Genomic DNA, 26,327 nt, shown 5'->3' on the forward strand with positions numbered 1-26,327 from the left:
CTAAATCGTTAAGTTCTAGGGCTTTTTTTAGGCATTCTTTTTGTTTTTCGCCCTTTTATAGGGCGTTATTAAAGCGGCTATGTCGCTTTAAAGTAAGATAAATTGTTTTATATTTGTGGTTGACAGCAAAAACTTTGAGTATTAGCATTCAAATTGTAATACAAATAACGGCTCCACGAGGAGTGTAAACCTTATTTTTTCCGGCTGTCGGCCGGGTCCGTGTGTTTTGTATTCATTAATAATAATTTGGTGCGCATATGACTACGCGCCATACATAACGGAGAAAAGCTATGTTCAAGCGACGTTTGCTCAGTTCCTCAGTAGCCATGGTTGCTGCTCTGGGTTCCCTACAGGTTGCCGCACAAGATAACCAAGAAGACATGGATATGCTGCTCGAAGAAGTAGTCGTTACCGGTGTTCGTGCCAGCCTTAACAAAGCCATTGATATCAAGCGCGACTCCATGCAGGTGATGGACGCGATTATTGCCGAAGACATCGGCAAGCTGCCCGACAATAACGTTGTAGAATCCCTGCAGCGTGTGCCTGGTGTTCAGGTAACCGATCGCTCTGAAGGTGAGGTCAACACGGTAACCATTCGCGGTTTAACCGATGTAAGCACAACCGTTAACGGTCGTACTATTTTTACCGCTTCTGGCCGCTCTATGGCGCTAGCCGACTTACCTTCAACTTTGGTGTCGCGTATTGACGTGATTAAAAACCGTTCGGCGGGGCAGTTTGAAGAAGGCATTGCCGGTCAAATCGATGTTCACACCTTCCGTCCATTCGACTTTGATGGTTCTAAAGTATCTCTGGCGGCCCGCGCTGTCTACAACGAAGACTCGGAAGAGACAGATCCAATCCTGAGCGGTTTATTCAGCAACGTATGGGAAACCGGTGTGGGCGATTTCGGTGCCCTAGTTAACTTGTCGTATCAGGAAACCAACTTCCGAGGTCAGTCAGTGACACCGGGTGCTCAAGTACCCTTTATGACAGAAGATCCGCTGGAAGGCTTTGTACCGTTGCAGCGTATTTTCCCCGATACCGGCTTCTGGACCCCAGGTCTTGACAACGGCCTGCCCGATGAAGCGGGTTCCACCTTGAACATGAATGGCGTTGATCAAGAGTACTATCTGGCTCGCGACGCTATGTTCCAGTCTGACTTGCAGGGCGAGCGCGAGCGCACCGCAGCCAATATCTCGCTGCAGTTTGCGCCTAACGATTCGTCTACTTACACCTTCGAGTCTATGTACACCGGCTACCGCAACGATACTTTCAACTCGCTGCACTTCTCATTTGTTGACTGGTGGGGCGCGCTGGGTGAGCTGGGGCCGATTGAAGACACCTTCGAAGTCTACGAAGGCACCAACGTGATTAAAGAGCGTTCGGTCAAGTATCCGTTTACCTTCACCAGTGGCGACTATGCCACCAACGCCACCGACTCCTTTATGTCGGCCATTCGCGGCGAGTGGGATATTTCCGATAACCTGACTTTGGAATCTGAGCTGGTTTACCAGGACAGTGAGTTTGAAACCGAATTTATCGCCATGCGCGGTAATGGCGGTGGTCGCTATATTGTAAATGCAAATTACAGCGCCAACCCCTTTATTAACTTTGAAGACAATCCAGATACTGCGGATGTAAATGAAGGTGATCTGACCGACCTGACCCACTGGTCTATGGGTGAGCTTTATGACAATGGCGCTCGCCGCGAGGGCGAGGCGGTTACCTTTACCACCGATGGCGAATACTTGAATGAAGGTGGTTTGTTTCATACCTTTAACTTCGGTTTGCGCTACGACGATCACGATGCGGCAGAATACGGCCGTGATCAGGGTGGTATTACCTGTGATGCGGGCAACACCACTGGCGACGCTGCGAATTGTCAGTTTGCCTCTTACATCGACGAAGGCATTTCCTGGGTGAACGACAGCTTCATGGAGGGTGAATACGATGTGCCGCGCTCTTGGGCGACCCCTAATGGCGAATACCTGCTGGCTAATCGCGCTCAGTTCTTGAACTTGTACGGTTTGGATCCCTCTGATCCATTGATGGAGCAGTTCAACATTAACGAAGTAAACACCGCAGTCTACGCAACCGCGCAGTTTGAAACCGAGCTGGCTGGCATGCGCTTTGACGGTGAGATCGGTGGCCGCTACGTTAACGTGCAAACCGATACTGAGTTTGTTGACCAGCAAGATCAAACCCGTACCCAGGGCTCTACCGAAACCAGCGAATTTCTGCCCAGCTTGACAGCGCGCTGGCACTTCACCGAAGGCTTGCTGATGCGTTTCAACTATGGCGAAACCCTGCGTATGCCAGGTTACTTTGATCTGAACCCGACCATTACTTACTACGATGACATTACTGACATCGGTTATGGTACCGCCAGTGGCGGTAACGTGGACCTCGAACCCACCATGTCGCAGAACCTGGACTTGTCGCTCGAGTGGTACTTTGGTGATGCAAGCTCTGTTTATGTGACCGCATTCCAGCGCGATATCGAAGGCTTGGTGGTCGGTTTCCGTAACGTGGTAAACCGCGATATCGAGGGCTTCAATACCGATACGTTTGTCTTGTCGCAGCCTGATAATGCCTCTAACGGTAAGTTGTCTGGTATCGAGTTGGGTACCAGCTATTTCCCCGAGAACCTGCCGGGCTTACTGGATGGTTTTGGTATCCAGGCAGCGCTGACTTTGCTGGATTCCGAGCAGGATATTCCTCTGTTGGATGAAGAGGGTCAGGTAGAGGGCACTGAAACCACCGATATTATGGGTGTGTCGGATACCTCTTATAACATCACCTTGGTTTATGATCGTGAGGCGTTTGACGCTCGTTTGGCTTATGTGTGGCGTTCGGAGTTTTTCAACGCGAACTCCTCCGCGCAGTTTGCCAACCCCATGCCGATTTGGCGCGATGCGCAAAAATCGCTGGACTTCCAGCTTAACTACGACATTACCGATGACTTCACCGTCTCGTTCAATGCCGTTAACCTGACTGGCGAGCTGACCCACGAAAGCTATGGCAACAGCCCTTACCACCGTATGGGTAACTGGAAGATTGCCCGCACCTTCGGTTTGGGTGCTCGCTACTCTTTCTAATTCCACTAATGGGCTAGTGGATGCAGAAGTGAGCCCCTTCGGGGGTCCAACCGGCTAACGCCGGAAGCGCCTTCGGGCGCACAGGCAGAGCAATCTGCCTATGTATTACTTCACTCTGTGCTCTGTATTAGCGTGCGGTCGGCACGGGGTGTTGCGATACATGGTCTCTTCTTGTTTTGCCCCCTTTTTTAAGGGGGCTTTTTTGTATCTGGCGTTCGTGTCTGGCTCTTTTGACCCGCCGTTACCCTCCTCAATCATCCATTTCATACCTCGATAGAGTCTGTTATTTGATTCCAGATCGCCCGGAACTGGCTCTTTATCGGACATTTTCACTTGAATCTGGGCGCAAGAGTCGATACTTTTAGCCAACTTGTAATATTGAGTGACAGTTAATGGCCGTATTAGAGCGAAACAATAATTTATCTCAGCGCATGACTCAGCAACTGGGTCGGGCGATTGTCTGCGGGGACTATCAGCAGGGCGAAAGCCTGCCGACCGAAGCCGAATTGTGTGAAGAGTTTGGGGTAAGCCGCACCGCCGTGCGTGAGGCGGTAAAAATGCTATCCGCCAAGGGGTTGATCTCAAGCCGTCCGCGTCAGGGTATCCGCATTATGTCGGAAGAGGAGTGGAATATTTTCGACTCCGATCTGCTTAAGTGGTCCCTAGAAGGTAACCCCTCCATGAAAGTGCTGAAAGAGTTTCTGCAGATGCGCATCGCCATTGAGCCCGAAGCGGCGGCCCTGGCGGCGCGTTTTGCCCGCCCCGAGCGGAAGCAGGCCATTGGCGATGCTCTGGAGCGTATGCGGGTGGCTCAAGATAACTCGGAAAACGAGCTTGAGGCAGATATCGATTTCCACATCAGCATTCTCTACGCCAGCGAGAACCGCTTTTACATCCGTATGCGGGATTTCACTCGCACCGCACTTAACGTGAGTATTCGCCACACCAACGTGATTAAGGCGAACCCCGACGGGGTGATTGAAGACCACGCCAAGGTGTACCACGCGATTTGCAGCGGCAATGCCGAGCGCGCCAAAAACGCCATGTTTTTGCTGATCGATGAGGCTTTGGGCTTTATTGAGCAAGAGCTGGACAAGGCTGGGCAGTCTTAAAGCATACAAAGCCTCTCTATATACCCTATAATGCCGGATGAATTTACATTCCCCGGCATTATGGAGCCTATCTTTTGAGTAAACGCCAAGGTCCACCTTCCGACCCGTTTGCCGACCGCGAAGCGCAAAAATACGAAAACCCCATTCCCAGCCGCGAGCTGATTCTGGAGCTGCTGGATCGCCAGCCCGGTCCCTGCACCCATCCGCAAGTTGCCCAGTTACTCGAGTTGAGCGATGAAGACGATATTGAAGCTTTGCGCCGACGTTTAATCGCCATGGCCCGCGATGGCCAGCTGGTGAGTAACCGCCGCGGTGCTTTTGCGCCTATTGATTTGACCGAACTGGTGCGTGCCCGGGTTCAGGGCCACCGCGACGGCTTTGGTTTTGCCATTCCGGTGGAGGGCGGTGACGACATTTACCTGCACAACCGCCAGATGCGCAAAGTCTTTGACGGCGATGAAGTGCTGGTGCGCCTGCAGGGCGAAAATTACCGGGGTAAAGAAGAGGGCGCCATTGTCGAGGTATTGGCGCGCAACACTAAAACCCTGGCGGGGCGCTTTATTAAAGAAGATGGGGTACAGTTTTTAAGCCCCGAAAACGCCAAAATCACCCAGGACATCATGGTCGCTCAGGGTGATGAGCTGGGTGCCAATACCGGGCAGATTGTGGTGGTGGAAATCACCCGTCAACCGGAAAAACAGCGCCCCCCGCAGGGCCGCGTGATTCAGGTGCTGGGGGATCATATGGCCCCTGGAATGGAAATTGAGCTGGCGATTGAATCCCACGGCATTCCCAATCAGTGGAGCCACGCGGCGCTCAGCGAAGCCGAAGCTTTGCCCTCCGAAGTGGACGAGGCCCACAAAACTGGCCGGGTGGATCTGCGCGATCTGCCCTTTGTGACCATTGACGGTGAAGACGCCCGCGATTTTGACGATGCGGTCTTGTGTCAGCGCAAAAAAAGCGGCGGCTGGCGACTGTTTGTGGCCATTGCCGATGTCTCGCACTATGTGCGCCCCGGCACCGGTTTAAACGAAGACGCAGTGCGCCGGGCTACCAGCGTTTATTTTCCCGATCATGTGGTGCCCATGCTGCCGGAGAAAATCTCCAACGGCCTGTGCTCGCTGAACCCCCATGTAGACCGGCTGGTTATGGTGTGCGAGATGACCGTCTCGGCCGCCGGGCAGGTCAGTGGTTACAAATTCTACGAGGGGATTATTCACTCCCACGCGCGCTTAACCTACAACCAGGTGGGGGCGGCTTTGGCTGGCGATGAAGCGGTGCGCGAAGAGCTGGCCGATCGCTTAAACGAGCTGGAAAACCTGAACGAGCTATACAAAAGCCTGCGCGAGGCGCGCACCGAGCGCGGCGCGATTGACTTTGAAACCGTCGAGACGCGTATTGTCTTTAACGATGAGCGCAAAATTGACGAGATTGTGCCTGTGCGGCGCAATGATGCCCACAAAATTATCGAAGAGTGCATGCTGTGCGCCAATGTATCGGCAGCGCGCTTTTTGGAAAAGCACAAAATCACCTCGCTGTACCGGGTTCACCAGGGGCCTACCGCCGAAAAACTGGAAAATCTGCGCGAATTTCTCGCAGAGTTAGGTCTGGGCCTGGGCGGTGGGGACGAGCCCACCTCGGCGGATTATCAGGTGCTGATGGAGGCAATCAGCAATCGCGGCGACGCCAATATGATTCAAACCGTGATGTTGCGCAGCTTGCGCCAGGCGGTTTATCAAGTGGAAAACGACGGTCACTTTGGACTGGGTTACGATGCCTACACCCATTTTACCTCGCCCATTCGCCGCTATCCGGATTTGATTGTGCATCGCGCGATTCGCTCGGTGGTGCGCTCCGACCAGCCCTCGTCTCATGTGGAGCGGGTAGAGGGTGTGGCGCCGATTCCGCAGGATAAAATTTACCCCTACAGTGTGGCCGACATGATTTCTCTGGGCGAGCATTCGTCCATGGCCGAGCGCCGCGCCGATGAAGCCTCTCGCGATGTTGTCAGTTGGCTTAAGTGTGAGTACCTGCAGGATAAAGTGGGCGACGTTTTCGACGGTGTGGTCAGCTCGGTGACCGGCTTTGGTTTGTTTGTCGAGCTGGTGGATATTTATGTGGATGGCCTGGTGCATATCACCGCCTTGCCGCAGGACTACTACCGCTTTGATCCGGCCAAGCACCGCTTAGTGGGTGATCGCACCCGGCAGGTGTTCGGTCTGGGCGACGAGCTTAAAGTGCGCGTCGTGCGGGTGAGCCTGGATGAGCGCAAAATTGACTTTGAACTGGAAAGTGTCACCAGTAAACGTCGCAGCGCGGCTAAAAATTCCGGCGGTGGCAAGAATGCCGGTGGCGGTAAAAAATCTGGCGGGGGTAAAAAACCTGGTGGTAAAACCAAGGGCAAGCAGGGCAGTCGCGGTGGCAAAAGCTCGGGCGGCAAAAAGGCCTCGTCTAACCCGCGTGCCAACCAGAGACCGGCCGATCCTTCTAAGCCCAGAAAACCGCGCAAGAGGAAACCCAAGCATGGCTCTAAAACCGACGCGCAAGTTCGTCGCTCGTCGCAAGATTCGGCAGTTCGATCGTCGCAAGCACAGTCAGAGACGAAGAGCCGATCTGTATTTGCGCAGGCAGCAGCTGGTTTTAAGAAGGCGCTGGCGCGCTTTAAAAAGAGACCTCCGCAGGACTAACGCCATGTTGTTTTGGTGCGATAAATACGCCGGCGGCGCGCCCGAGCCCGAACAGGAAAGCAAAAGAGAACAATTGTGAGTAAAAATGACATTCTCTACGGTCTGCACGCCGTGCAGGCGGTGTTAAAAAGCGCCCCGCAGCGGGTGCTGACCCTTATGGTCTTGCAGGGCCGTGCCGATCAGCGGCTGCAAAAAATTCTGCAGCTGGCAAAGCAAAACGGCATTTCGGTGCAGGAGGCCTCGCGCAAAAAAATGGACGCTCTGGCGGGGGATGCCAATCATCAGGGAGTCATTGCTCAGGCCCGCCCCGGCAAAAATTACGATGAGGCCTATTTATACGATTTGCTGGATGGTATCGAGCACGCGCCTTTTTTGTTGGTTCTCGATGGCGTGACCGACCCCCACAATCTGGGCGCCTGTATGCGCTCGGCCGATGCCGCGGGAGTGGACGCGGTGATCGCCCCCAAAGACAATTCCGCCGGGCTAAGCCCGGTCGCGCGTAAAGTGGCCTGTGGTGCGGCCGAAGTGGTGCCCTTTATTCCGGTTACTAACTTGGCGCGCACCCTGGAAAAGTTAAAAGCCCGGGGCGTATGGGTAAAAGGCGCCGCCGGTGAAGCCACCGAGACGCTTTACACCACTGAGTTGACTGGGCCGGTGGCGCTGGTTATGGGCGCCGAAGGGGAGGGGTTGCGACGTCTGACCCGCGAAACCTGCGACAGTCTACTTAAAATTCCTATGGCGGGCACCGTCAGCAGTCTGAATGTGTCGGTCGCGACCGGTATTTGTCTGTTTGAAGCATTGCGCCAGCGCAGCTGACGCAGTGTATCTGCGCTAGGTTCTTACGCTGCTGCCCGTGGGGCGCTCGGCGACGGTGGCTTCCAGCTCTAGTTGTTCCGGGCTGTCGTTTAGCCTCGGGCGCAGCACACGCATACTCACCTCGGTGCCGGGGTCTAAATCCGCTACTTCATTCAGGCCCTGGCGCTCGGTGCCAATGGGTTGGCCGTTAATGTGGGTGAGAATATCGCCGCGCCGAATCCCGGCTATATCTGCCGGCTGGTTAATGCTTACCTCGGTCACCAGCACACCCGCCGCAGTGGTAATACCCAACTCCAGCATTTGCGCCTGGCTCAGGCGCTCAACGGTTAATCCAAGCCAGCCGCGTACCACCCGGCCGTATTTGATAATATCGTTCAGCGAATCCATGGCATCGTCCACCGGCAGCGCAAAGCCGATGCCCACCGTGTCGAAAATAATGGCGGCGTTAATACCCAGCAAATTGCCCTGGGTATCGATTAAGGCGCCGCCGGAGTTGCCGGGGTTAATGGCGGCGTCGGTCTGTATATAGTTTTCGTAAACGCTCAGTCCCAGGCCATAACGGCTAAGGGCGCTGACAATACCCTGGGTAACCGTCTGTCCCACCCCAAAGGGGTTGCCAATGGCGAGTACCACATCGCCCACCCGCACGCTGTTAGGGTCGCCCAGATTAATCGCGGTCAGGTTATCCAGCTCGATTTTTAACACTGCCAAATCGCTTTCGGGGTCATTGCCAATAAAGGTGGCGCCGGCGCGGCGGCCGTCGTGCAGTAGCACCAGTATTTCATCGGCGCCGTCAATCACATGATTGTTGGTGAGCAGGTAGCCCTCCTCGCTCACAATAACCCCTGAGCCCAGTGCCGACTGAACCCGCTTTTGCTGGTTGGGATTGCGGAACAGATGCTCGTACATGGGGTGGTCTGCCAGTGGGTGGCGACGGGTTTCGATGACTTTGCGCGAATAAATGTTTACCACCGAGTTGGCGGCGCGGTCGACCGCATCGGCGTAGCTGGCCGTTTGTCCACTGGCCTTGTGGCTGATGGTCGGGACGCGGGCCTCACCGTTGGGGAGTAGCTCGGGGTAAAGGGCGAATACAACAAAGGCGATAAAAAGCCCGGCCGCTACGGGCCAGGCTAAAAACTTAAACAGACGAACAGCGAGGGGCATGCGAGCTCCGGCAGTGAGAGAAATTAAGAGCGGCTTTCGGGCTCTGCCGCTTCGCTGTGACTATGACTATCGTCAAAGCCATATTCCTCACTCAGTGTGCCTTTGCTGCCCTCGCGCTTGGGGGCCCAGTCGCGCGGCGCCTCTACGCCCGATTGCTCCAGCTCTTCGCCCCGCGATTCGCCGGGTAGCTGGTGTTTGGCGTCGGCCAGCAGCTGGCGGCTTATTTCGGGGGTGCTGAGCTTCAAAGCGCTGGCAGCCAGGTGCTCGTGCATATCGCGGTAGCTGTCGTTTAAGCTGTTAACCAGCTCGGTGGTGCGCGCAAAGTGCTCGGTGACATCGCGCTGATAATTATCCAGTGCCTGCTCTGCTTCTTGCAGACGCTTCTGCACGTCGGCATTGCGGCCGCCGCCCTGGCTACCGCGGGATAGTACATAGCCGATGGCGCAACCGACCAACAGGGCGACCAAGGCGCTGACGATAACCGTAATCAGTGAATACACAAAACTCTCCTTCCAAAAGTAGAACGCTCTGGGGTTGGTCTGTGCCAACCATAGTGCCAAAAGACTCTAAACGGTATTATACGGTTTTTTGTTCTGTAAAGAGAGGTGTGGGCGCAAGTTGCTGCACCCAGCTTCATAAATAAAGGTTCACCATGACTGATGTATTTGCCCAAAAAGGAAAGTTTACCCTGGACGGCCCCGCCGGTCGTCTTGAGGTGGCCGCCAGCGCGGGCGACGCGAACGGCCCCTACAGGGGGCGCAACCTGTGTGCGGTTGTCGCTCACCCGCACCCACTGCACGGCGGCACAATGGACAACAAGGTGGTGACAACCCTGCAGCGGTGTTATCGCGATCTGGGGGTAGACAGTTTGCGGTTTAATTTTCGCGGCGTGGGGGCGAGCGAGGGGGAGCACGATCACGCCGTGGGCGAGGTGGATGATATGTTAGCGGTGCTTCGCGCCGCCGAAGCGGCCAGGCCGGGCGCGGAGTTTCTGGTTGCCGGTTTTTCTTTTGGCTCGTCGGTGGCCGCCCGCGCCAGCTACCACGTTAATGCCGCCCATTTGTGTTTGGTGGCGCCGCCCATACCTCGCTACGACTTTGATCGCGAGGGACAATTTAACGCACCGCTCACCGTGCTTCAGGGCGAGAGGGACGAGCGCGTTGAAGCCCAGGCAGTAAAGACTTGGTCTGAGTCACTGCGCGGGGTGGTCCGCTATCACGCCTTTGCCGACACCGGGCACTTTTTTCACGGCCAGCTGGTGGCATTAAAAGAGACGCTTAGCGCTGATCTGCAGCGGCTGTTGCCGCCGGAGGGTGGCGCGTGAGCGAGACACTCTCTCCCCGAGCACGATATCAGGCCGACCTGCAGCGCGAGGGCTTTCGTCGCGATGAGTCTCAGGCTCAGGCGGTAGAGGCGCTGCAGCAGCTTTACGAAGCTCTGCTAAAGCCCGCCCCCAGGCCCGGCCTGTGGGACCGGTTGCGCGGGCGGACTGAGGTGCCGCCCGTGCGCGGCCTGTATTTTTGGGGCGGAGTAGGGCGCGGTAAAACTTATCTGATGGATAACTTTTACGAAAGCCTGCCATTCGATCACAAAATGCGCGTGCATTTTCACCGCTTTATGCGTCGTGTGCACCGCGAGTTAAAAGCACGGGCAGGGCAAAAGAACCCCCTGGAGCAGGTGGCCGATACCATTGCCGATGAGGCTCGAGTGATCTGCTTTGATGAGTTTTTCGTCAGTGATATCACCGACGCCATGATCCTGGCGGGACTGCTCGATGGCTTGTTTCGACGCGGCGTTACCCTGGTGGCGACCTCCAATATTGAGCCTGCGGGGCTATATAAAGACGGCTTACAGCGGGTTCGCTTTTTGCCCGCCATTGATCTGCTGCAAAAACACACCAAAGTGATCAATGTCGATGGTGGTGTGGATTACCGTCTGCGCGCCCTGGAGCAGGCCGAGCTTTATTACACCCCCCTGGGCGAGGCCGCGGAGCAGGGGCTTGCCCGCGCCTACGACAGCTTGGCCCCGGCCGGTGCGCATAAGCGCGCCGATATTAAATTAGAGGTGGAGGGGCGTCCCATTAAAGCCAGGTTTGTCGCCGACGATATCGCCTGGTTCGATTTTGCCGAGCTGTGCGACGGGCCGCGTTCGCAAAATGACTATATTGAGCTGGCGCGGGAGTTTCATTCGGTGATTGTCTCGGATGTGCCGCAGCTGGGGGGCGATAAAGACGATCAGGCGCGCCGCTTTATCAATCTGGTGGATGAGTTTTACGATCGCCATGTAAAGCTGGTAGTCTCGGCGGCCGAACCTTTGACCCGTTTGTACGGCGGCGGGCGCTTGGGGTTTGAATTTGAGCGCACCGCCAGCCGCTTGTTGGAGATGCGCAGTCGCGAGTATCTGGCCCGGCCCCACAGGCCTTAAAAGTCGCACCGATATTCTGTGGTGAAAAAGATAGAAAAAAGCCTAAAAAGAGCTTGAAAAGGTGTCGGTGCTTATGTAGTATTCGCGCTCTTTTGTGGGAAGCACCACCTAGTAGGCAGGTATAACATGAAGACATATAGTGCTAAAGCAGAATCGGTCGTTCGCGATTGGTTCGTCATCGATGCAGAAGGTAAGACTCTGGGCCGTATGGCTACCGAGATCGCTACTCGTCTGCGCGGAAAGCACAAACCTGAGTACACCCCGCATGTTGACACCGGTGACTACATCGTAGTCATTAACGCAGAGAAAGTTGCTGTGACCGGTAAAAAAGCGACTGACAAGATGTACTATCGTCACACTGGTTACATCGGTGGCATCAAGTCAATGAGCTTTGAGAAGCTGATCGAAAAGGCCCCAGAGCGCGTTATTCAGAGTGCTGTAAAAGGCATGCTGCCGCGTGGTCCGCTCGGTCGAGCTATGTTCAACAAGCTGAAAGTGTACGCAGGTAGTGAGCATCCGCACACTGCTCAGCAGCCGCAAGAACTTAACATCTAAACGGAAAGCTGATTATGGCAGTTACTCAATATTACGGTACCGGCCGTCGTAAGACCTCGACCGCTCGAGTGTTCATTACACCCGGCACAGGTACAATCACCATTAATGGTCGTCCGCTGGATCAGTATTTCGGTCGCGAAGTTGCGCAGATGGTTGTGCGTCAGCCGCTGCAGACCGCCGATCTGACGGAAAAGTTCGACGTTAAAGCCACTGTCGCCGGCGGCGGTAGTTTTGGTCAGGCGGGCGCTATTCGCCACGGTCTGACTCGCGCTTTGATTGAATACGACGAAACTCTGCGTCAGCCGCTGCGTGCCGAGGGTTATGTAACCCGCGATTCGCGCGAAGTTGAGCGTAAGAAAGTCGGTCTGCGCAAAGCTCGCAAAAAGCCACAGTTCTCCAAGCGTTAATTGGGTTTTTTGCTGCTGTGCAGCACAGATGCGGAAAAGCGTCCCGGGCTTTGCCTGGGGCGCTTTTTTCGTATTTGCCTATCGCATAGTTGTTAGATCTATTTGTCCGAGTTTCTCGCCAGCCCTTACCGGGCGCGGCCTTGCGCGCTTTTCCTTGTAACGGGCGCGCATATTCATTAAGATTGAGCAATTTTTTAAGACAATAAGATCTATCTAAATCTTTGAAAATCAGTGATTTTTAGCCGTCGATGCTGTTAGGGGAGAAGTCGTCATGAGCGATGACGTTGTCAACAAAACACGCCGCCGTGTACTCACCGGCGCCACAAGTGTAGTGGGCGCTATTGGTGCAGTGGGCGTTGCGGTCCCGTTTGTCGGGTCCTGGAATCCGAGTGCCAAGGCGAAAGCCGCCGGTGCACCGGTGCAGGTGAATATCAGTAAAATTGAACCGGGTGCCATGATTACCGTCGAGTGGCGCGGCAAGCCCGTGTATATCGTGCGCCGCACCGAAGAGGCCCTCGAGAACCTCACTAAAACCGACGACTTGGTGCGCGACCCCAATTCCGAAGAGCCCCAACAGCCTCCCTACGCTCAAAACCACGCCCGCTCGATTAAGCCAGAGGTATTGGTTTTGCTGGGTTTGTGTACCCACCTGGGCTGCGCGCCTATGTTTCGACCTGAGGTCGGCGCTGCCGATTTAGGCGGAGATAACTGGCAGGGTGGTTTTTTCTGCCCCTGTCACGGTTCTAAGTTCGATTTGGCCGGCCGCGTTTTCAAAGGTGTGCCCGCGCCCATTAACTTGCAAGTGCCGCCCCATAGGTACGACAGCGACTCTGTGTTAACCATCGGCGTGGATCAGGAGGCATAAGCATGAGCAAGTTAAAAGGTCTATGGAATTGGGTTGATGCCCGCCTGCCGGTACAGCGCGCCTGGGATACCCACATGGGTAAGTACTACGCGCCCAAAAACTTTAACTTTTGGTATTTCTTCGGGGTTTTGTCGATTCTGGTGCTGGTTAACCAGCTGCTGACCGGTATCTGGCTGACCATGAATTACACGCCCAGCGCCGAAGAGGCCTTCGCCTCGGTCGAGTACATCATGCGCGATGTCGATTACGGCTGGATTTTGCGCTATATGCACTCCACGGGTGCCTCCGCCTTTTTTGTGGTGGTTTACCTGCATATGTTCCGCGGCTTGATGTACGGCTCTTATAAGGCGCCTCGCGAGCTGGTGTGGATTTTCGGTATGACCATCTACCTGGTACTCATGGCCGAAGCCTTTATGGGCTATGTACTGCCTTGGGGCCAAATGTCTTACTGGGGCGCTCAGGTGATTGTGTCGCTTGCCGGAGCGATTCCGGTCATTGGCGATGCACTGGTAGAGTGGGTGCGCGGTGACTATCTGATTTCGGGGATTACCCTGAACCGTTTCTTTGCTCTGCACGTGGTGGCACTGCCCATTGTGCTGTTGGGCTTGGTGGTGCTGCACCTGTTGGCACTGCACGAAGTGGGTTCTAACAACCCGGACGGTGTAGAGATCAAGAAAAACAAAGACGAAAACGGTGTGCCTAAAGACGGTGTGGCTTTCCACCCCTTCTACACCGTGCACGACTTGGTGGGCGTTTCTGTCTTCTTGTTTGTGTTCTGCTTTGTGCTTTTCTTTATGCCGGAGATGGGCGGTTTCTTCCTGGAGTACGCCAACTTTGAAGAAGCGAATAATCTGAAGACCCCCGAGCATATTGCACCTGTTTGGTACTTCACGCCTTTCTACGCGATTCTGCGCGCAGTGACTTTTGATATTGGGCCTTTGAGTTCCAAGTTCCTGGGTCTGATTGCCATGGGCGCGGCGATTGCCATCTTGTTCGTGCTGCCCTGGCTGGATAAGAGCCCGGTTAAGTCTATGCGCTACAAGGGCAACATCAGCCGTATTGCACTGATAGTATTTGCCGCCGCGTTTGTGATTCTGGGTTACTTGGGTGTGAAGGCGCCGACTCCCGGTCGTACGATTTTGTCGCAAGTTTGTACCATTTTGTACTTTGCCTACTTTATCGCGATGCCTTTCTGGACCAAGCGCGAGAAGACTCTGCCCGAGCCCGAGCGCGTGAAAATGAAAGGCTTGCCGGCGCATCTGACGCTGGGCGGTTTTGCGCTGTTTATCCTGCTGGTGGTTGTGCCCATTAAAGCAGTGGGCGCCGAGAGTCACTTTGCCTGTGGCTCTATCCCCTGCGACACCATGGAGCCGGACCTGGAAAACAAGGCGTCGCTGCAGCGCGGGGCCAAGTATTTCGTCAACTACTGCATGGGTTGTCACTCGGCCAAGTTTTCCCGCTATGGCCGCGTGGCCGATGATCTGGGTATTCCTGACGATGTGATGATGGACAACTTGGTGTTTGGCGATCGTCGTATCGGCGATTTGATGGAAAACGCCATGACCAAAGAGCAGGGCAAAAAGTGGTTTGGTGCCGCGCCGCCGGACCTGACTCTGGTAGCCCGCTCTCGCTCACCCGAGTGGTTGTACACCTACCTGCGCAATTTCTATAAAGATGAGTCGCGCCCTCTGGGGGTTAACAACCGCGTGTTTGCCAATGTGGGTATGCCCCATGTGATGATGGAGCTGCAGGGGCTGCACGAGTGTGGTGCCGGCCCCAAGCTGGACAGCCACGGCAACGCCGAGCGCGACAACCTGGGTAACCTGGTGATGGACGAGCACTGTGGTGGCCTGGTGGAAGGTGATATCAAGGGCAGCATGAGCGAGGAAGAATTCGATCGCGCTATCTACGACCTGGTGAACTTTTTAGAGTATGTGGCCGAGCCTTCACAGCTGGATCGCAAGCGCATCGGTGTGTTTGTTCTGCTGTTTTTGAGTGTACTGTTCGTCTTTACCTACCTATTAAACCGTGAGTACTGGAAAGGTATTCACTGATTTTAGAGCGGGCTATGGCCCGCTCCCATCAAACGATAAATACTGAGGTGACTAATGGGTGTTGTGACTAAGCGCTCATCCATGATTTTTTATTCAGATCCCACGGATCACTATAGCCATCGGGTACGCATTGTATTAGCTGAAAAAGGTGTTTCAGTGGATATGATCGAGGGGAATGCGGTTAGCAAACCTCGCGAGCTCGCCGATTTAAACCCCTACAATACCCTGCCCACCCTGGTGGACCGGGACTTGTCTCTGTACGAGTCAAAAGTGATTATGGAGTATCTGGATGAGCGTTTTCCTCATCCACCGCTGCTGCCGGTTTATCCGGTGGCGCGAGCCCAAAGTCGCCTGTGGATGTACCGCCTGGAGCGTGACTGGGCGCCCCTGGTAGACACTATTGTGCAAGACAAAGACGATGAAAGTGTTGCCCATGCGCGCAAAGAGCTCAAAGACAGCCTGCTCACCATTGCGCCTATCTTTGCCGAAATGCCATTTTTTATGAGCGAAGAGTTTACGATTGTCGATTGCTGTTTAGGGCCCATTTTGTGGCGCCTGAATGATCTGGGCATTGAATTGCCCAACACCCGTCCCAGCCAGCCTCTTAAACAGTATATGGAGAGGCTGTTCTCCCGCGATTCTTTCCAGCAAAGTCTGACCGAGTCAGAGCGGGAAATGAATTAAAGCTCGGGGCCGTTGGCCCCGTTTTTCTCTTTTCATTTGTCCGGAGCCCGACTATGTCCATGAGCTCAAGCCGCCCCTATATGATTCGCGCACTCTACGAGTGGATTGTAGATAATGCCTGCACCCCTTATATGCTGGTGAACGCCAAGGCTACCGGGGTTGAGGTGCCACAGCAGCATGTCAACAAAGAAGGCCAGATTGTGCTCAATATCTCCCCCATCTCAGTGGTGGATCTGGATTTGGGCCTGGAGGCAATTACCTTTAACGCTCGCTTTGGCGGTGTGCCACAGGATCTGTTTGTACCTACCTATGCGGTGATGGGGATCTACGCCCGGGAAAATGGTCAGGGTATGGTGTTTGAATCTGAGCCTGAGCCGGAACCGCCGACTCCTCCAGAGCCGAGTAAACCTGAGGGGTCTGAGGAGAAACGACCCAGCTTGCGAGTGGTTAAGTAACGGGTTGTTACCCCTTGTCTTGCTATATTTCGCTGAGCATTTAGTGATCAGCTTAATATAGCAATTACTTCTTTGTTGCCCAGGCGGCGCAGTTGTTATCTTAAACCTACACATTCCTGAATAATAAAAATCAGTTGTAGGAGACGTAAGATGGCGATGTTGCAGCATACCTTTGGGATTTTCACCAACCCGGATCGCGAATGGCAGCGCATTCGTAACGAAGAGCAAAGCTTTTTCAAAGTTTATTGGACGCATGTGCCTCTGCTGGCTTTGATTCCTGTGGTTTGCGCCTATTTTGGCGTTACGCAGCAGGGGTGGAGTATTGGCAGCGGCGGTATCGTCAAGCTGACCGCCGACAGTGCCCTGATTCTCTGCGCTTTTGCTTACCTGGCTCAGTTGGCGGCGGTCTATGTTCTGGGGGAGTACATTAACTGGATGAGTCACAGTTTTGGCGTCACCGATGCTGCCTCTAAACGCCACTACGAAGGGACTGCACTCGCGGTGTATTCAGCCACCCCAATGATGTTGGCGGGCGTGGTCTTGCTCTATCCCGAGCTATGGCTGGTGGCCGGAGTCTTTATTTTGGCGGCCTGCTACTCTATTTACCTGATTTATGAGGGCATTCCTATTTTGATGAATATCCCCAAAGAGCGCGGATTCGTCTATGCCAGCTCGGTCATTACCGTGGGTCTGGTACTGGCGGTGGTGGTGATGGTGGCCACCGTGATTGTCTGGGGTACGGGAATGGGGCCTGTGTACGTGAGCTAATTCCTTTGGAAAGAATGATCAAAAGCGGCCTCAGTGCCGCTTTTTTTATGTCTGCTTAAAGAGCCTAAAAGCAATATGTATTTTTTGTGACAATTTCCTTACAGGTTGTCATATAACTGTCATATAGGCTCGATAGAGTGCGCCCGAGTTAAAAATTTTGCGACATAACTTACCGAGGAGCGCTCCATGAAAGCCAGCAAAATTATCCGTGGTCTGGCTCTGGCCAGTTCGCTGCTGTGCAGCACGGCCTTTGCCGATGTCGACCCCAATCTTGCCGAATACGAGGCCGTCTCGGGCGTATCCGGCAACGTAAACAGCATCGGTTCCGATACCCTGAACAACCTGATGACGCTGTGGGCCGAAGAGTTCGCTAAGTATTACCCCAACGTCAATATTCAGATTCAGGGGGCAGGTTCCTCTACCGCTCCACCGGCTCTGACCGAGGGCACCGCCAACTTCGGCCCGATGAGCCGCGAGATGAAGGCCTCGGAAATCCGCGCTTTTGAAGCTCACTATGGTTACAAGCCCACTGCTGTCCCGGTAGCAATTGATGTGGTGGCGGTTTACGTCAATAAAGATAACCCCATTGAAGGCATGACTATGGCCGAAGTGGATGCAGTCTTTTCCGCAACCCGCCGTTGTGGTTACGGTGAAGATATCACCCGCTGGGGTCAGCTGGGTTTAGATGGCGCCTGGGATAACCGCGACTTCACCATTTACAGCCGCAACGCGGTATCCGGTACCTACGGTTTCTTTAAAGACGTCGCCCTGTGTGGCGGCGACTATAAAGCCAGCATTAACGAGCAGCCGGGTTCGGCCTCAGTGGTCCAGGGCGTGAGTGAATCGGTAAACGGTATCGGTTACTCAGGTATCGGCTATGTGACTTCCAGCGTGCGTGCCTTGCCCTTGGCCGCTGAAGAAGGTCAGCCCTATGCCCCGGCCGATGCCGAGCACGCCGCCGATGGCAGCTACCCCATGGCGCGCTTTCTCTATGTCTACATCAACAAGCATCCCAACCGTCCGCTGGACCCCATGCAGGCCGAGTTCCTGAAAATGGTGATTTCCAAGCAGGGTCAAGAGGTCGTGGTTCGCGATGGGTATATTCCTCTGCCCGCCAAAGTCGCCGAGCGCGTGACCAACGAACTGGGTCTATAGCCCGGGCTACGACGGTCGGCGTTAGCCGACCATCGCAATCTACCGCCTTTAGTCTCGCTGTTGCCCCTTTGGCTGTGGGCGAGGCTCCAGGCGCGCAAATGCTTTAATTTATTTATCGGGATTAACTGGTAATGAGTGACACTACTTCCGCTGAACAGGCGGGCGCAAGCCTGATGCCCAACGCTCGTGAAAGGGCGCGGTTACGCAATCTACGGCGTGTTAAGGACCGTCTCTCACACTGGGGGGTGGCAACGGCCGGCCTGGCGGTGGTGGGTGCCCTGGGGCTTATCTTTTTCTATTTGTTCTCTGAAGTCGCCCCATTGTTAAAAGATGCCGACGTGGACCTGGCCGAGTCCTACCCGCTGACCGCTACCGGTGTCCAGACGCCCGCTGTTAAGCATTTAGTGCTCGAACGTTACGAGGAACTGGGCGCGACCATAACCCCTGAAGGTGTCAGCTTTTTTGCGGCCGACAGTGGTGAGCCCACAGTTAATTTTCCTATTCAGGGGCCCAGTGCCGATAATTTAACGGCCTTTGCCGCCGGGGTCCCCGCCGATGGGGTTTTGGCGTTTGGTGATGGCAAGGGCCAAGTGTCCCTGGCCCAGCTGAATTACCGCTTAAGCTATCCCAATGATCAACGTGAGATTACTCCCGAGGTGCTCTATCCCTTGGGAGAAACGCCTCTGCAGATCGATGAACAGGGCCGTAGCCTGACTCATCTTGCGGCTCAGGCTACGTCTAAGGGTTATGTGCTGGCAGCGGTTACCCAGGATAATCGCCTATTGCTGGGACGCTATAGCAGTCGCGAAAACCTGATGACCGGCGAAGTGATTACCACAGGCTCGGTTGAGCAATTGCCCGCCTTACCAGGTGGTGCCCAGGCTGAATTTGTTCAGGTCGATCAGACCGTGCAGCATTTGTTGGTTGCCGATGATCAGAGCCAGTTGCATTTGTACGATATCTCCAACAGTAATTCCGCCAAGCTGACGGAGACGGTGAATACCGAGCGAGGTCAGGTTACGGCGCTGGAATTTCTGGTGGGCACAGGCTCGGTCGTAGTGGGTACTGATTCCGGCAGCGTCAGCCAGTGGCTGCTGGTGCGCGATGCGGACAATATCTATCACATAGAGCCGGTGCGTGATTTTGAATCCTTGCCCGCCTCGGTCACGACGATTGCCCCGGAATACGCCCGTCGCGGTTTCTGGGTAGGTGATGCCGAAGGCAGTGTTGGCGTTTATCACGGCACTGCATCTCAGACTTTGATGATTGAGCAGGTGGCCGACTCGGCGATTGAGCAGATCGCGATCTCACCGATTAACCGCAAAATGTTGGTGCTGGATAATTCGGGCGCCGTCCAGGTCATGGATGTATGGAACGAACACCCCGAGGTGTCGTTTAGCTCGCTCTGGCAGAAGGTGTGGTACGAGGGACGCGAAGGGCCCGAGTATGTGTGGCAGGCCTCGTCGGGCGGCGACGGTTTTGAATCCAAAATGAGTTTGGTGCCTCTATCGCTGGGCACGCTCAAGGCGGCGCTGTTCGCCATGCTGTTTGCCATTCCGCTGGGCATTATGGGCGCACTCTATACCGCCTATTTTATGACCCCCAAAATGCGCGGCCTGGTCAAGCCCACAATTGAAATTATGGAAGCGCTGCCCACGGTAATTCTGGGTTTCTTGGCGGGTCTGTGGCTCGCGCCGTTTCTGGAAAATCACCTGCCTGCCATTTTTAGCGTTCTGATTTTAATGCCGCTGATGATGGTAGTGGTGGGTTTCGCCTGGTCGCGTTTGCCCCAGAGTATTCGCACCAGTGTCCCCGAGGGTTGGGAAGCGGCCATTTTGATTGTGCCGGTGTTGCTGACAGGGTGGTTCTGTGTGGCCATGAGCCCTCATATGGAAGTGTGGTTCTTCTCGGGCAGTATGCGTCAGTGGTTTACCGATAATGGCATTAATTACGATCAGCGCAACGCTTTAGTGGTGGGTATCGCCATGGGCTTTGCGGTGATTCCCACCATCTTTTCCATTGCCGAAGACGCCATCTTTAACGTGCCGCGTCACCTCAGTCAGGGGTCATTGGCCCTGGGGGCGACCCGCTGGCAGACCGTGGTTGGGGTGGTGTTGCCCACCGCCAGCCCGGGTATTTTCTCGGCTGTGATGATGGGTTTTGGTCGCGCTGTGGGCGAAACCATGATCGTGCTGATGGCGACCGGTAACAGCCCTGTGGTGAATTTCAATATCTTTGAGGGTATGCGGACTCTGTCGGCCAATATTGCCGTGGAGCTGCCAGAGACGGCGGTCGCCAGTACCCACTTTAGGGTGTTGTTCCTGGCGGCGTTGGTGCTCCTGGCGCTGACCTTTATCGTCAATACCTGCGCGGAAATTATTCGTCAGCGCCTGCGTAAACGTTACAGCAACCTATAAACCCGGAGACGACACAGAATGAAAACTTGGTTAAAAAGTGGCGCCCCCTGGATCTGGCTCAACGGTGGAGCTGTGGCCCTGTGTGTGGTGATGGTTGTGGGCCTGATTGGCTTGATTGCGGTACGCGGTTTCGGCCATTTCTGGCCCGCCGATGTCCTGCAGACCACCATTGTCGATAAAAGCGGTGAGCAGCATGTGATTTTGGGCGAGCGTGTGCGCTCGGAAACCATTCCCGCCGCTGTGGCCCGCGATGGCGGCTACAGTCTGCCCGAGGATGTCGAGCTGGTGACCCGCTATTTGATTAAACAGGGCAACCGTGATGTCAGCGGGCGGGACTTTAACTGGTATATGGAAACCGGTATGGCGGACTGGGAATACCCGGAAAACGCCATGGTCATCGAGCGTCGCGAGTGGGGCGGCTTTTACGGCTTTCCGGTAGCGCTGGAGCAAGAGGGCGAGGTGCTGTTCAATAGTTCTGAAGAAGGCTTCTGGCAGGCTTTGGACGAGGCCGTTGAGCGCAGTGTTGAGCTTCACGATGAAATTACCCATATCGAGAAAGTCGATATTGGCCGCATCAACCACGAGCTGGAGCGTATCCGTCTGGAGCGTCGCCGCATGGAGCTGGATGGGGCCGATGCCTCTGCTCTGGCTGAGGCCGATGCCGAGTTCAGTGCCCGTAAGGCCGAGCTGGACGCGCAATACCGCCAGGTAAAGGCTGAGCGCGATGAGCTGTACCATCAGCTCGAGCGCGACACACTGGTGGCCGAAGTGGCCTCCGGTACTCAGGTGAATATTCCGCTGCACAATATTGTGCGGGTGACCCGCCCCAATGCGATGGGGGTAGTGGGCAAAATGGGACAGTACCTGGAGCGCTTTTGGGAGTTCCTGACCGACGAGCCCCGCGAGGCCAACACCGAAGGGGGTATTTTCCCGGCCATTTTCGGCACTATCACCATGGTGTTGGTAATGTCGATTATCGTCACACCCTTTGGCGTTTTGGCGGCGATTTACCTGCGTGAATACGCCAAGCAGGGGCCGGTACTGCGTTTAATCCGTATTTCGGTCTACAACCTGGCCGGTGTGCCCTCGATTGTGTACGGGGTGTTCGGCCTGGGCTTTTTTGTTTACTTCCTGGGGGGCAGTATCGACGAGCTTTTTTACCCCGAATCTCTGCCCGCGCCAACCTTTGGCACGCCCGGCCTGTTCTGGGCCTCGTTGACCCTGGCGCTGCTGACTTTGCCGGTGGTGATTGTCTCTACCGAAGAGGGGCTATCGCGTATTCCCACCACCATTCGTCAGGGTTCACTGGCGCTGGGGGCGACTAAATCTGAAACCTTGTGGAAGGTAGTGGTGCCTCTGGCCACTCCGGCGATGATGACCGGTCTAATTTTGGCTATTGCCCGCGCCGCCGGTGAAGTGGCGCCGCTGATGCTGGTGGGGGTGGTTAAACTGGCGCCGTCGCTGCCGATCGATGGCAACTACCCCTATTTGCACCTGGATCAGAAAATCATGCACCTGGGCTTCCATATTTACGATGTGGGTTTCCAAAGTCCCAATGTCGAGGCGGCGCGCCCGTTGGTCTACGCCACGGCCCTAACGCTGGTGTTGCTGATTATCGTGCTCAACTTAACCGCCATTCGAATTCGCAACAGCTTGCGGGAAAAATACCGCAGCGCCTCAGATTAATCACGGGAGTTTAACCATGTTAGAGACGACCGACGTTGCCGAAACCAATGCCCCGACCGAGACGGCAGACAGTGCCGCACAATACCGTGCTGTGGTAGAGTCGCACGATAACAGTGCGCGCAGCGATGCCGAACCGCACCCTCATGATCGAACAGAATCTATGTCTATGGAAAATGAAACCATTAAGCTGGAGGTTGAAAATCTCAACCTCTATTACGGCGAAAAGCGTGCGCTGAACAACATCAGTCTGGATATCCCCGAGAAAAAGGTGACCGCTTTTATCGGCCCCTCGGGCTGTGGTAAATCGACCTTGCTGCGCTGCTTTAACCGCATGAACGATCTGGTAGACAGCTGTCGGATTGAGGGCAAAATTCTCCTCGATGGCGACGACATTTACCGCAAATCCGTGGATGTGGCCGAGCTGCGCCGTCAAATTGGAATGGTGTTCCAAAAGCCCAACCCTTTTCCCAAGTCTATTTACGAAAACGTCGCCTATGGTTTGCGTTTACAGGGCGTGAAATCCAAGCGCACTTTGGATACCGTGGTCGAGAATTCGCTGCGCGGTGCAGCCTTGTGGGATGAAGTAAAAGACCGTTTGCACGACAACGCCTTCGGCCTGTCTGGCGGTCAGCAGCAGCGTTTGGTCATTGCCCGCGCGATTGCGATTGAGCCGGAAGTCATTTTGCTCGATGAACCGGCTTCGGCGCTGGACCCGATTTCGACTTTAAAAATTGAAGAGTTGATTTACGAGCTCAAAGACAAGTACACCATTGTGATTGTGACCCATAATATGCAGCAGGCGGCCCGGGTATCCGATTACACTGCCTTTATGTACATGGGGGATTTGATCGAGTTCGGTGATACCGATACCTTGTTCACCAATCCCACTGAGAAACAAACCGAAGACTATATTACCGGTCGCTACGGCTAGTAGGCTGTGGAAAAACAGCCTAGATTTTTCAGCGGCCCGCGGGTCGCTGGTTCGCCCCCGGTAACCTTAATTACAGCAGAAGACCCTCGTCATGGATATTACTAGTCATACGCATCACATTTCCCAGCAGTACAACATCGAGCTGGACGATATTAAAACCCACCTCGCGGAAATGGGCGGCATGGCTGAGCGCCAGGTTAACGATGCCATTACCGCGATGATTGAGGTGGATCTGGAGAAGGCCGAGCAGGTGGTCCACGGCGATCGCAAGGTTAACTCCATGGAAGTGTCCATTGATGAAGAGTGTGTGCGCATTCTCGCCAAGCGTCAGCCCGCCGCCGGCGACTTGCGTTTGGTGATAGCGGTGACCAAAGCGATTACCGACTTGGAGCGCATTGGCGACGAGGCGAGTAAAATTGCCCGTCAGGCCATTGCGTTAAGCCGCGACGGCGCCGCGCCGCGCGGTTATGTGGAAATGCGTCATATTGGCAATCATGTCTCGCGGATGCTGCACGAGGCGCTCGACGCCTTTGCCCGCCTGGATCTGGATGTGGCACTTAAAGTCGTGCAAACCGATCGTACTGTGGATATGGAATACTCCACCGCCATGCGCGAGATGATCACCTACATGATTGAAGACCCCCGCAGTATTACCCGGGTGCTGAATATTATGTGGTCGCTGCGAGCGCTGGAGCGTATCGGCGACCACGCGCGCAATATCGCCCAGTATGTGGTTTATCTGGTAATGGGCGAAGATGTACGCCACGGCAGCATTGAAGAGATTGAAGAGCAGCTGGGCCAAGATCAAGAGGATGGAGAATAGGTCGCTCGGTTTTACTTTCGGGCTTCATCGCGGTTAAATGGTCATAATATTTAGGGAATCTCTAAGGAGGAATTATGGCTCGCACACCGTCCAACATGCTGCCTTTGGGCACAGATTTACCGCAAGTAACTCTGCCCGATGGCGCCGGTGATAGCTACGATATTCACAACAATTTAAAAGAAAACGGGCTGCTGGTGATGTTTATCTGTAACCACTGCCCCTTTGTATTACATATAGCCGATTATCTGGCTCCCATGGCGTTAGAGTTGTCTAAATTGGGGGTCGGTTCGGTCGCCATCAGCGCCAACGATGTCGAGAAATACCCCGACGACTCGCCGGAAAAAATGGTGGCCTTTGCCGCCAATCACAATTTCCCTTTTCCCTACCTTTACGACGAATCTCAGGATGTTGCCCGCGCCTTTGACGCCGCCTGCACCCCCGATTTTTACCTCTTCGATGGCGACGGCAAACTGGTGTACCGAGGCCAAATGGACAATGCCCGCCCGGGCAATGACGAGCCCGTAGACGGCGCCGATTTACTGGCCGCCGCCCGCGCCCTGGCCGCCGGCGACAGTGTCGCCCCTGCGCAACGCCCCAGCCTAGGGTGTAATATTAAATGGAAGGAATAAGCCTTGACCCCCCGACAAGGATTGCGCTTTTGTATTCTGTGTCTCTTGCTGCTCGCGCCTGTGGTGCAGGCGCAGGAGCCCACCGCTAAAGAAATATTTGAATCTAGCCTAGCCGCTGAAGAGGCCGCCGCGCACATGGAGCGCGAGGAACCTATGGCGACCCCGCTGGGCACAGTGTTGTTGCTGCGCGAGGCGGGTACTCGTCAGGATTGGGCTAAGATGGCGGAATACGCGGATTTCCGCTATCTATCGGAAGATGTTCTGGCCGAGGGTAAAGAGGCGCTGATGCGCAAGCTGAGCCTGGCCTGGGAGCAGTATCAGATACTGGATTTAACCAGTGTAAGCGACGACGAAACGGGTAATCAGGACGACGGTTTGCCGCGTTATCGCGACTCGCTGGGCAGTTTAGATTACGGTTCGGATAGTTTTGATATCTACCTGCAGCGAGTACCCACAGAAGACGGCAGGCAAGTCTGGAAACTCTCCAACGCCACCATTGCCCAGATTCCCGCGATGTGGGAGCAGTTTGGTTATCCCCCTCAGCTAGAGCAGCTAGAGCGCTGGTTGCCCGAGTTTAGACTTTTTCATATGCACAACTGGCAGGTTGTGGCGCTGGTTTTATTGGTTGTGGTCGGTTGGCTGGGGACCGGCCTTATCAAATGGATACTGCTAAAAGTAATCAGCCGTAGCCCTGTCTATGGCGAAACCATGCAGCGGCTGATCGAGCGACCACTGCGGCGCTTTTTGTTTTTTGTCTTTATAAACTGGGGCGTTTTTCAGCTGGGCCTACCGCTCAAAGCTCGGGTTATCTTCGACACGGGATTTCTCTCTTACCTGGCGGGGCTCTTTTTGGTGTTGGGCTTGGTTGAGTTCGGTCGCGCTGTCTATATTTCCCGTGCCATGGCTCGCGATGGCGATTACGCCCCAGGCTTTGTGACGCCCTTCGTCACCATTATCAAAGTCGTTGTTATTGTCCTTGCGGTGCTCTTATGGTTGGAGCGCGCCGGCTACAATATGGCCACGGTGCTAACCGGCCTGGGGATTGGTTCGCTGGCGGTTGCCCTGGCCGCGCAGAAAACGTTAGAGAACGTCTTTGGGGCCTTTACCCTATTCATTGCGCGGCCGATAAAGCCCGGCGATTTTTGTTGCTTTGGCGACGTGCTGGGGGTGGTAGAGGAAATTGGTTTGCGCTCCACTACCTTGCGCAAGTTAGATCGCACTTTAGTAAACGTGCCCAATTCGCTCTTCTCGGCGCAGGTGCTGGAAAATTATTCGCAGATTGATCAGCGCCTGTATCGCCAGACCTTTTATGTATCCTTAGCGGTGGAGCGCCCTCGTTTACAACAGGCCATTGAGCGTATGAACGAGGTGTTAGAGGCGCACCCCAGGGTGCTGGAATTATCGCGGCGGGTCAGATTCGAAACCATTGCCCGCGAGGGGTTTGTGCTGCAGGCAAACGCCTATATCAGCACCGCCGATTTTAACGAGTTTCTGCCCATAGCCGAGGAGCTAAACCTGCAAATGCTGGAAGTGTTGGAGCAGCTTCAGATTCCTCTGGCGCACTGGTATCCCGAAAACAGTAGCGGTTAAATTTCCA

General features: G+C 54.9%; 22 protein-coding genes. 20 read left to right on the top strand and 2 right to left on the bottom strand.

Features of this window, described 5'->3' with window-relative positions; all coding sequences use genetic code 11:
• Positions 1-290: 290 nt before the first annotated feature.
• The 4 genes from M6D89_RS00245 (at position 291) to rlmB (ending at position 7,713) form a co-directional block, all read left to right on the top strand.
• Positions 291-3,098 (top strand): TonB-dependent receptor, encoded by a 2,808-nt coding sequence (locus tag M6D89_RS00245; RefSeq protein ID WP_253966021.1) that lies wholly within the window; start codon positions 291-293, stop codon positions 3,096-3,098.
• 392 nt (positions 3,099-3,490) lie between these two features.
• Entirely contained in the window at positions 3,491-4,210 is a 720-nt protein-coding gene (locus tag M6D89_RS00250) for a FadR/GntR family transcriptional regulator (protein WP_253966022.1), read from the top strand.
• A 74-nt stretch (positions 4,211-4,284) separates the two neighbouring features.
• Positions 4,285-6,897: a ribonuclease R gene (rnr, locus tag M6D89_RS00255; RefSeq protein ID WP_253966023.1), complete on the top strand. Its 2,613-nt coding sequence runs from the start codon at positions 4,285-4,287 to the stop codon at positions 6,895-6,897.
• 75 nt (positions 6,898-6,972) lie between these two features.
• On the top strand, positions 6,973-7,713 hold the full coding sequence (gene rlmB / locus M6D89_RS00260) for a 23S rRNA (guanosine(2251)-2'-O)-methyltransferase RlmB (protein ID WP_253966024.1): 741 nt from the start codon (positions 6,973-6,975) through the stop codon (positions 7,711-7,713).
• A gap of 15 nt (positions 7,714-7,728) precedes the next feature.
• Here the strand turns inward: rlmB and M6D89_RS00265 are convergent, their stop codons facing one another.
• The gene (locus M6D89_RS00265) at positions 7,729-8,877 is read right to left on the bottom strand and encodes a trypsin-like peptidase domain-containing protein (RefSeq protein ID WP_253966025.1); all 1,149 of its coding nucleotides are present in this window, start codon (positions 8,875-8,877) and stop codon (positions 7,729-7,731) included.
• 23 nt (positions 8,878-8,900) lie between these two features.
• Positions 8,901-9,377, bottom strand: a complete 477-nt coding sequence (locus M6D89_RS00270) for a Z-ring associated ZapG family protein (RefSeq protein ID WP_253966026.1) — start codon at positions 9,375-9,377, stop codon at positions 8,901-8,903.
• A gap of 152 nt (positions 9,378-9,529) precedes the next feature.
• On the opposite strand from M6D89_RS00270, the gene M6D89_RS00275 reads away from it, so the two are divergent.
• The 16 genes from M6D89_RS00275 (at position 9,530) to M6D89_RS00350 (ending at position 26,320) form a co-directional block, all read left to right on the top strand.
• A complete protein-coding gene (locus M6D89_RS00275) occupies positions 9,530-10,201 on the top strand; it encodes an alpha/beta hydrolase (RefSeq protein WP_253966027.1) in 672 nt (223 codons plus the stop codon).
• Positions 10,198-11,301, top strand: coding sequence for a cell division protein ZapE (gene zapE / locus M6D89_RS00280; RefSeq protein ID WP_253966028.1), 1,104 nt, complete (start codon positions 10,198-10,200; stop codon positions 11,299-11,301). The genes M6D89_RS00275 and zapE overlap by 4 nt, the downstream gene beginning before the upstream one ends.
• Positions 11,302-11,427: 126 nt before the next feature.
• Entirely contained in the window at positions 11,428-11,856 is a 429-nt protein-coding gene (gene rplM, locus M6D89_RS00285) for a 50S ribosomal protein L13 (protein ID WP_253966029.1), read from the top strand.
• Positions 11,857-11,870: 14 nt separating this feature from the next.
• Entirely contained in the window at positions 11,871-12,263 is a 393-nt protein-coding gene (rpsI, locus tag M6D89_RS00290; RefSeq protein WP_253966030.1) for a 30S ribosomal protein S9, read from the top strand.
• 271 nt (positions 12,264-12,534) lie between these two features.
• Entirely contained in the window at positions 12,535-13,128 is a 594-nt protein-coding gene (gene petA / locus M6D89_RS00295; protein WP_253966031.1) for a ubiquinol-cytochrome c reductase iron-sulfur subunit, read from the top strand.
• A gap of 2 nt (positions 13,129-13,130) precedes the next feature.
• Positions 13,131-15,182: a ubiquinol-cytochrome c reductase gene (locus M6D89_RS00300; protein WP_253966032.1), complete on the top strand. Its 2,052-nt coding sequence runs from the start codon at positions 13,131-13,133 to the stop codon at positions 15,180-15,182.
• 54 nt (positions 15,183-15,236) lie between these two features.
• A complete protein-coding gene (locus tag M6D89_RS00305) occupies positions 15,237-15,866 on the top strand; it encodes a glutathione S-transferase N-terminal domain-containing protein (protein WP_253966033.1) in 630 nt (209 codons plus the stop codon).
• Between the two features lie 53 nt (positions 15,867-15,919).
• On the top strand, positions 15,920-16,321 hold the full coding sequence (locus M6D89_RS00310) for a ClpXP protease specificity-enhancing factor (protein WP_253966034.1): 402 nt from the start codon (positions 15,920-15,922) through the stop codon (positions 16,319-16,321).
• Positions 16,322-16,471: 150 nt separating this feature from the next.
• Positions 16,472-17,089, top strand: a complete 618-nt coding sequence (locus M6D89_RS00315; RefSeq protein WP_253966035.1) for a Yip1 family protein — start codon at positions 16,472-16,474, stop codon at positions 17,087-17,089.
• A 186-nt stretch (positions 17,090-17,275) separates the two neighbouring features.
• Entirely contained in the window at positions 17,276-18,244 is a 969-nt protein-coding gene (locus tag M6D89_RS00320; protein ID WP_253966036.1) for a PstS family phosphate ABC transporter substrate-binding protein, read from the top strand.
• Positions 18,245-18,375: 131 nt separating this feature from the next.
• Entirely contained in the window at positions 18,376-20,661 is a 2,286-nt protein-coding gene (locus tag M6D89_RS00325; protein WP_253966037.1) for an ABC transporter permease subunit, read from the top strand.
• A gap of 18 nt (positions 20,662-20,679) precedes the next feature.
• Positions 20,680-22,347, top strand: coding sequence for a phosphate ABC transporter permease PstA (gene pstA, locus M6D89_RS00330; protein ID WP_253966038.1), 1,668 nt, complete (start codon positions 20,680-20,682; stop codon positions 22,345-22,347).
• A gap of 160 nt (positions 22,348-22,507) precedes the next feature.
• The gene (gene pstB, locus M6D89_RS00335) at positions 22,508-23,278 is read left to right on the top strand and encodes a phosphate ABC transporter ATP-binding protein PstB (RefSeq protein WP_272496036.1); all 771 of its coding nucleotides are present in this window, start codon (positions 22,508-22,510) and stop codon (positions 23,276-23,278) included.
• Between the two features lie 91 nt (positions 23,279-23,369).
• Positions 23,370-24,101 (top strand): phosphate signaling complex protein PhoU, encoded by a 732-nt coding sequence (gene phoU, locus M6D89_RS00340; RefSeq protein ID WP_253966039.1) that lies wholly within the window; start codon positions 23,370-23,372, stop codon positions 24,099-24,101.
• A 74-nt stretch (positions 24,102-24,175) separates the two neighbouring features.
• Positions 24,176-24,730, top strand: a complete 555-nt coding sequence (locus M6D89_RS00345) for a thioredoxin family protein (protein ID WP_253966040.1) — start codon at positions 24,176-24,178, stop codon at positions 24,728-24,730.
• Between the two features lie 3 nt (positions 24,731-24,733).
• On the top strand, positions 24,734-26,320 hold the full coding sequence (locus M6D89_RS00350; protein ID WP_253966041.1) for a mechanosensitive ion channel family protein: 1,587 nt from the start codon (positions 24,734-24,736) through the stop codon (positions 26,318-26,320).
• Positions 26,321-26,327 lie beyond the last annotated feature (7 nt).

The sequence above is a fragment of the Gilvimarinus xylanilyticus genome, from assembly GCF_024195295.1.
Taxonomy (GTDB): Bacteria; Pseudomonadota; Gammaproteobacteria; order Pseudomonadales; family Cellvibrionaceae; genus Gilvimarinus; species Gilvimarinus xylanilyticus.

Bases quoted from the DNA above. Each gene is read 5' to 3' on its own strand.
- M6D89_RS00325 (WP_253966037.1), top strand. From the start codon at position 18,376: ATGAGTGACACTACTTCCGCTGAACAGGCGGGCGCAAGCCTGATGCCC.
- M6D89_RS00250 (WP_253966022.1), top strand. From the start codon at position 3,491: ATGGCCGTATTAGAGCGAAACAATAATTTATCTCAGCGCATGACTCAG.
- M6D89_RS00310 (WP_253966034.1), top strand. From the start codon at position 15,920: ATGTCCATGAGCTCAAGCCGCCCCTATATGATTCGCGCACTCTACGAG.
- M6D89_RS00315 (WP_253966035.1), top strand. From the start codon at position 16,472: ATGGCGATGTTGCAGCATACCTTTGGGATTTTCACCAACCCGGATCGC.
- M6D89_RS00345 (WP_253966040.1), top strand. From the start codon at position 24,176: ATGGCTCGCACACCGTCCAACATGCTGCCTTTGGGCACAGATTTACCG.
- M6D89_RS00320 (WP_253966036.1), top strand. From the start codon at position 17,276: ATGAAAGCCAGCAAAATTATCCGTGGTCTGGCTCTGGCCAGTTCGCTG.
- M6D89_RS00275 (WP_253966027.1), top strand. From the start codon at position 9,530: ATGACTGATGTATTTGCCCAAAAAGGAAAGTTTACCCTGGACGGCCCC.
- M6D89_RS00245 (WP_253966021.1), top strand. From the start codon at position 291: ATGTTCAAGCGACGTTTGCTCAGTTCCTCAGTAGCCATGGTTGCTGCT.
- M6D89_RS00265 (WP_253966025.1), bottom strand. From the start codon at position 8,877: ATGCCCCTCGCTGTTCGTCTGTTTAAGTTTTTAGCCTGGCCCGTAGCG.
- rpsI (WP_253966030.1), top strand. From the start codon at position 11,871: ATGGCAGTTACTCAATATTACGGTACCGGCCGTCGTAAGACCTCGACC.
- pstA (WP_253966038.1), top strand. From the start codon at position 20,680: ATGAAAACTTGGTTAAAAAGTGGCGCCCCCTGGATCTGGCTCAACGGT.
- M6D89_RS00300 (WP_253966032.1), top strand. From the start codon at position 13,131: ATGAGCAAGTTAAAAGGTCTATGGAATTGGGTTGATGCCCGCCTGCCG.
- M6D89_RS00305 (WP_253966033.1), top strand. From the start codon at position 15,237: ATGGGTGTTGTGACTAAGCGCTCATCCATGATTTTTTATTCAGATCCC.
- rplM (WP_253966029.1), top strand. From the start codon at position 11,428: ATGAAGACATATAGTGCTAAAGCAGAATCGGTCGTTCGCGATTGGTTC.
- pstB (WP_272496036.1), top strand. From the start codon at position 22,508: ATGTCTATGGAAAATGAAACCATTAAGCTGGAGGTTGAAAATCTCAAC.
- petA (WP_253966031.1), top strand. From the start codon at position 12,535: ATGAGCGATGACGTTGTCAACAAAACACGCCGCCGTGTACTCACCGGC.
- phoU (WP_253966039.1), top strand. From the start codon at position 23,370: ATGGATATTACTAGTCATACGCATCACATTTCCCAGCAGTACAACATC.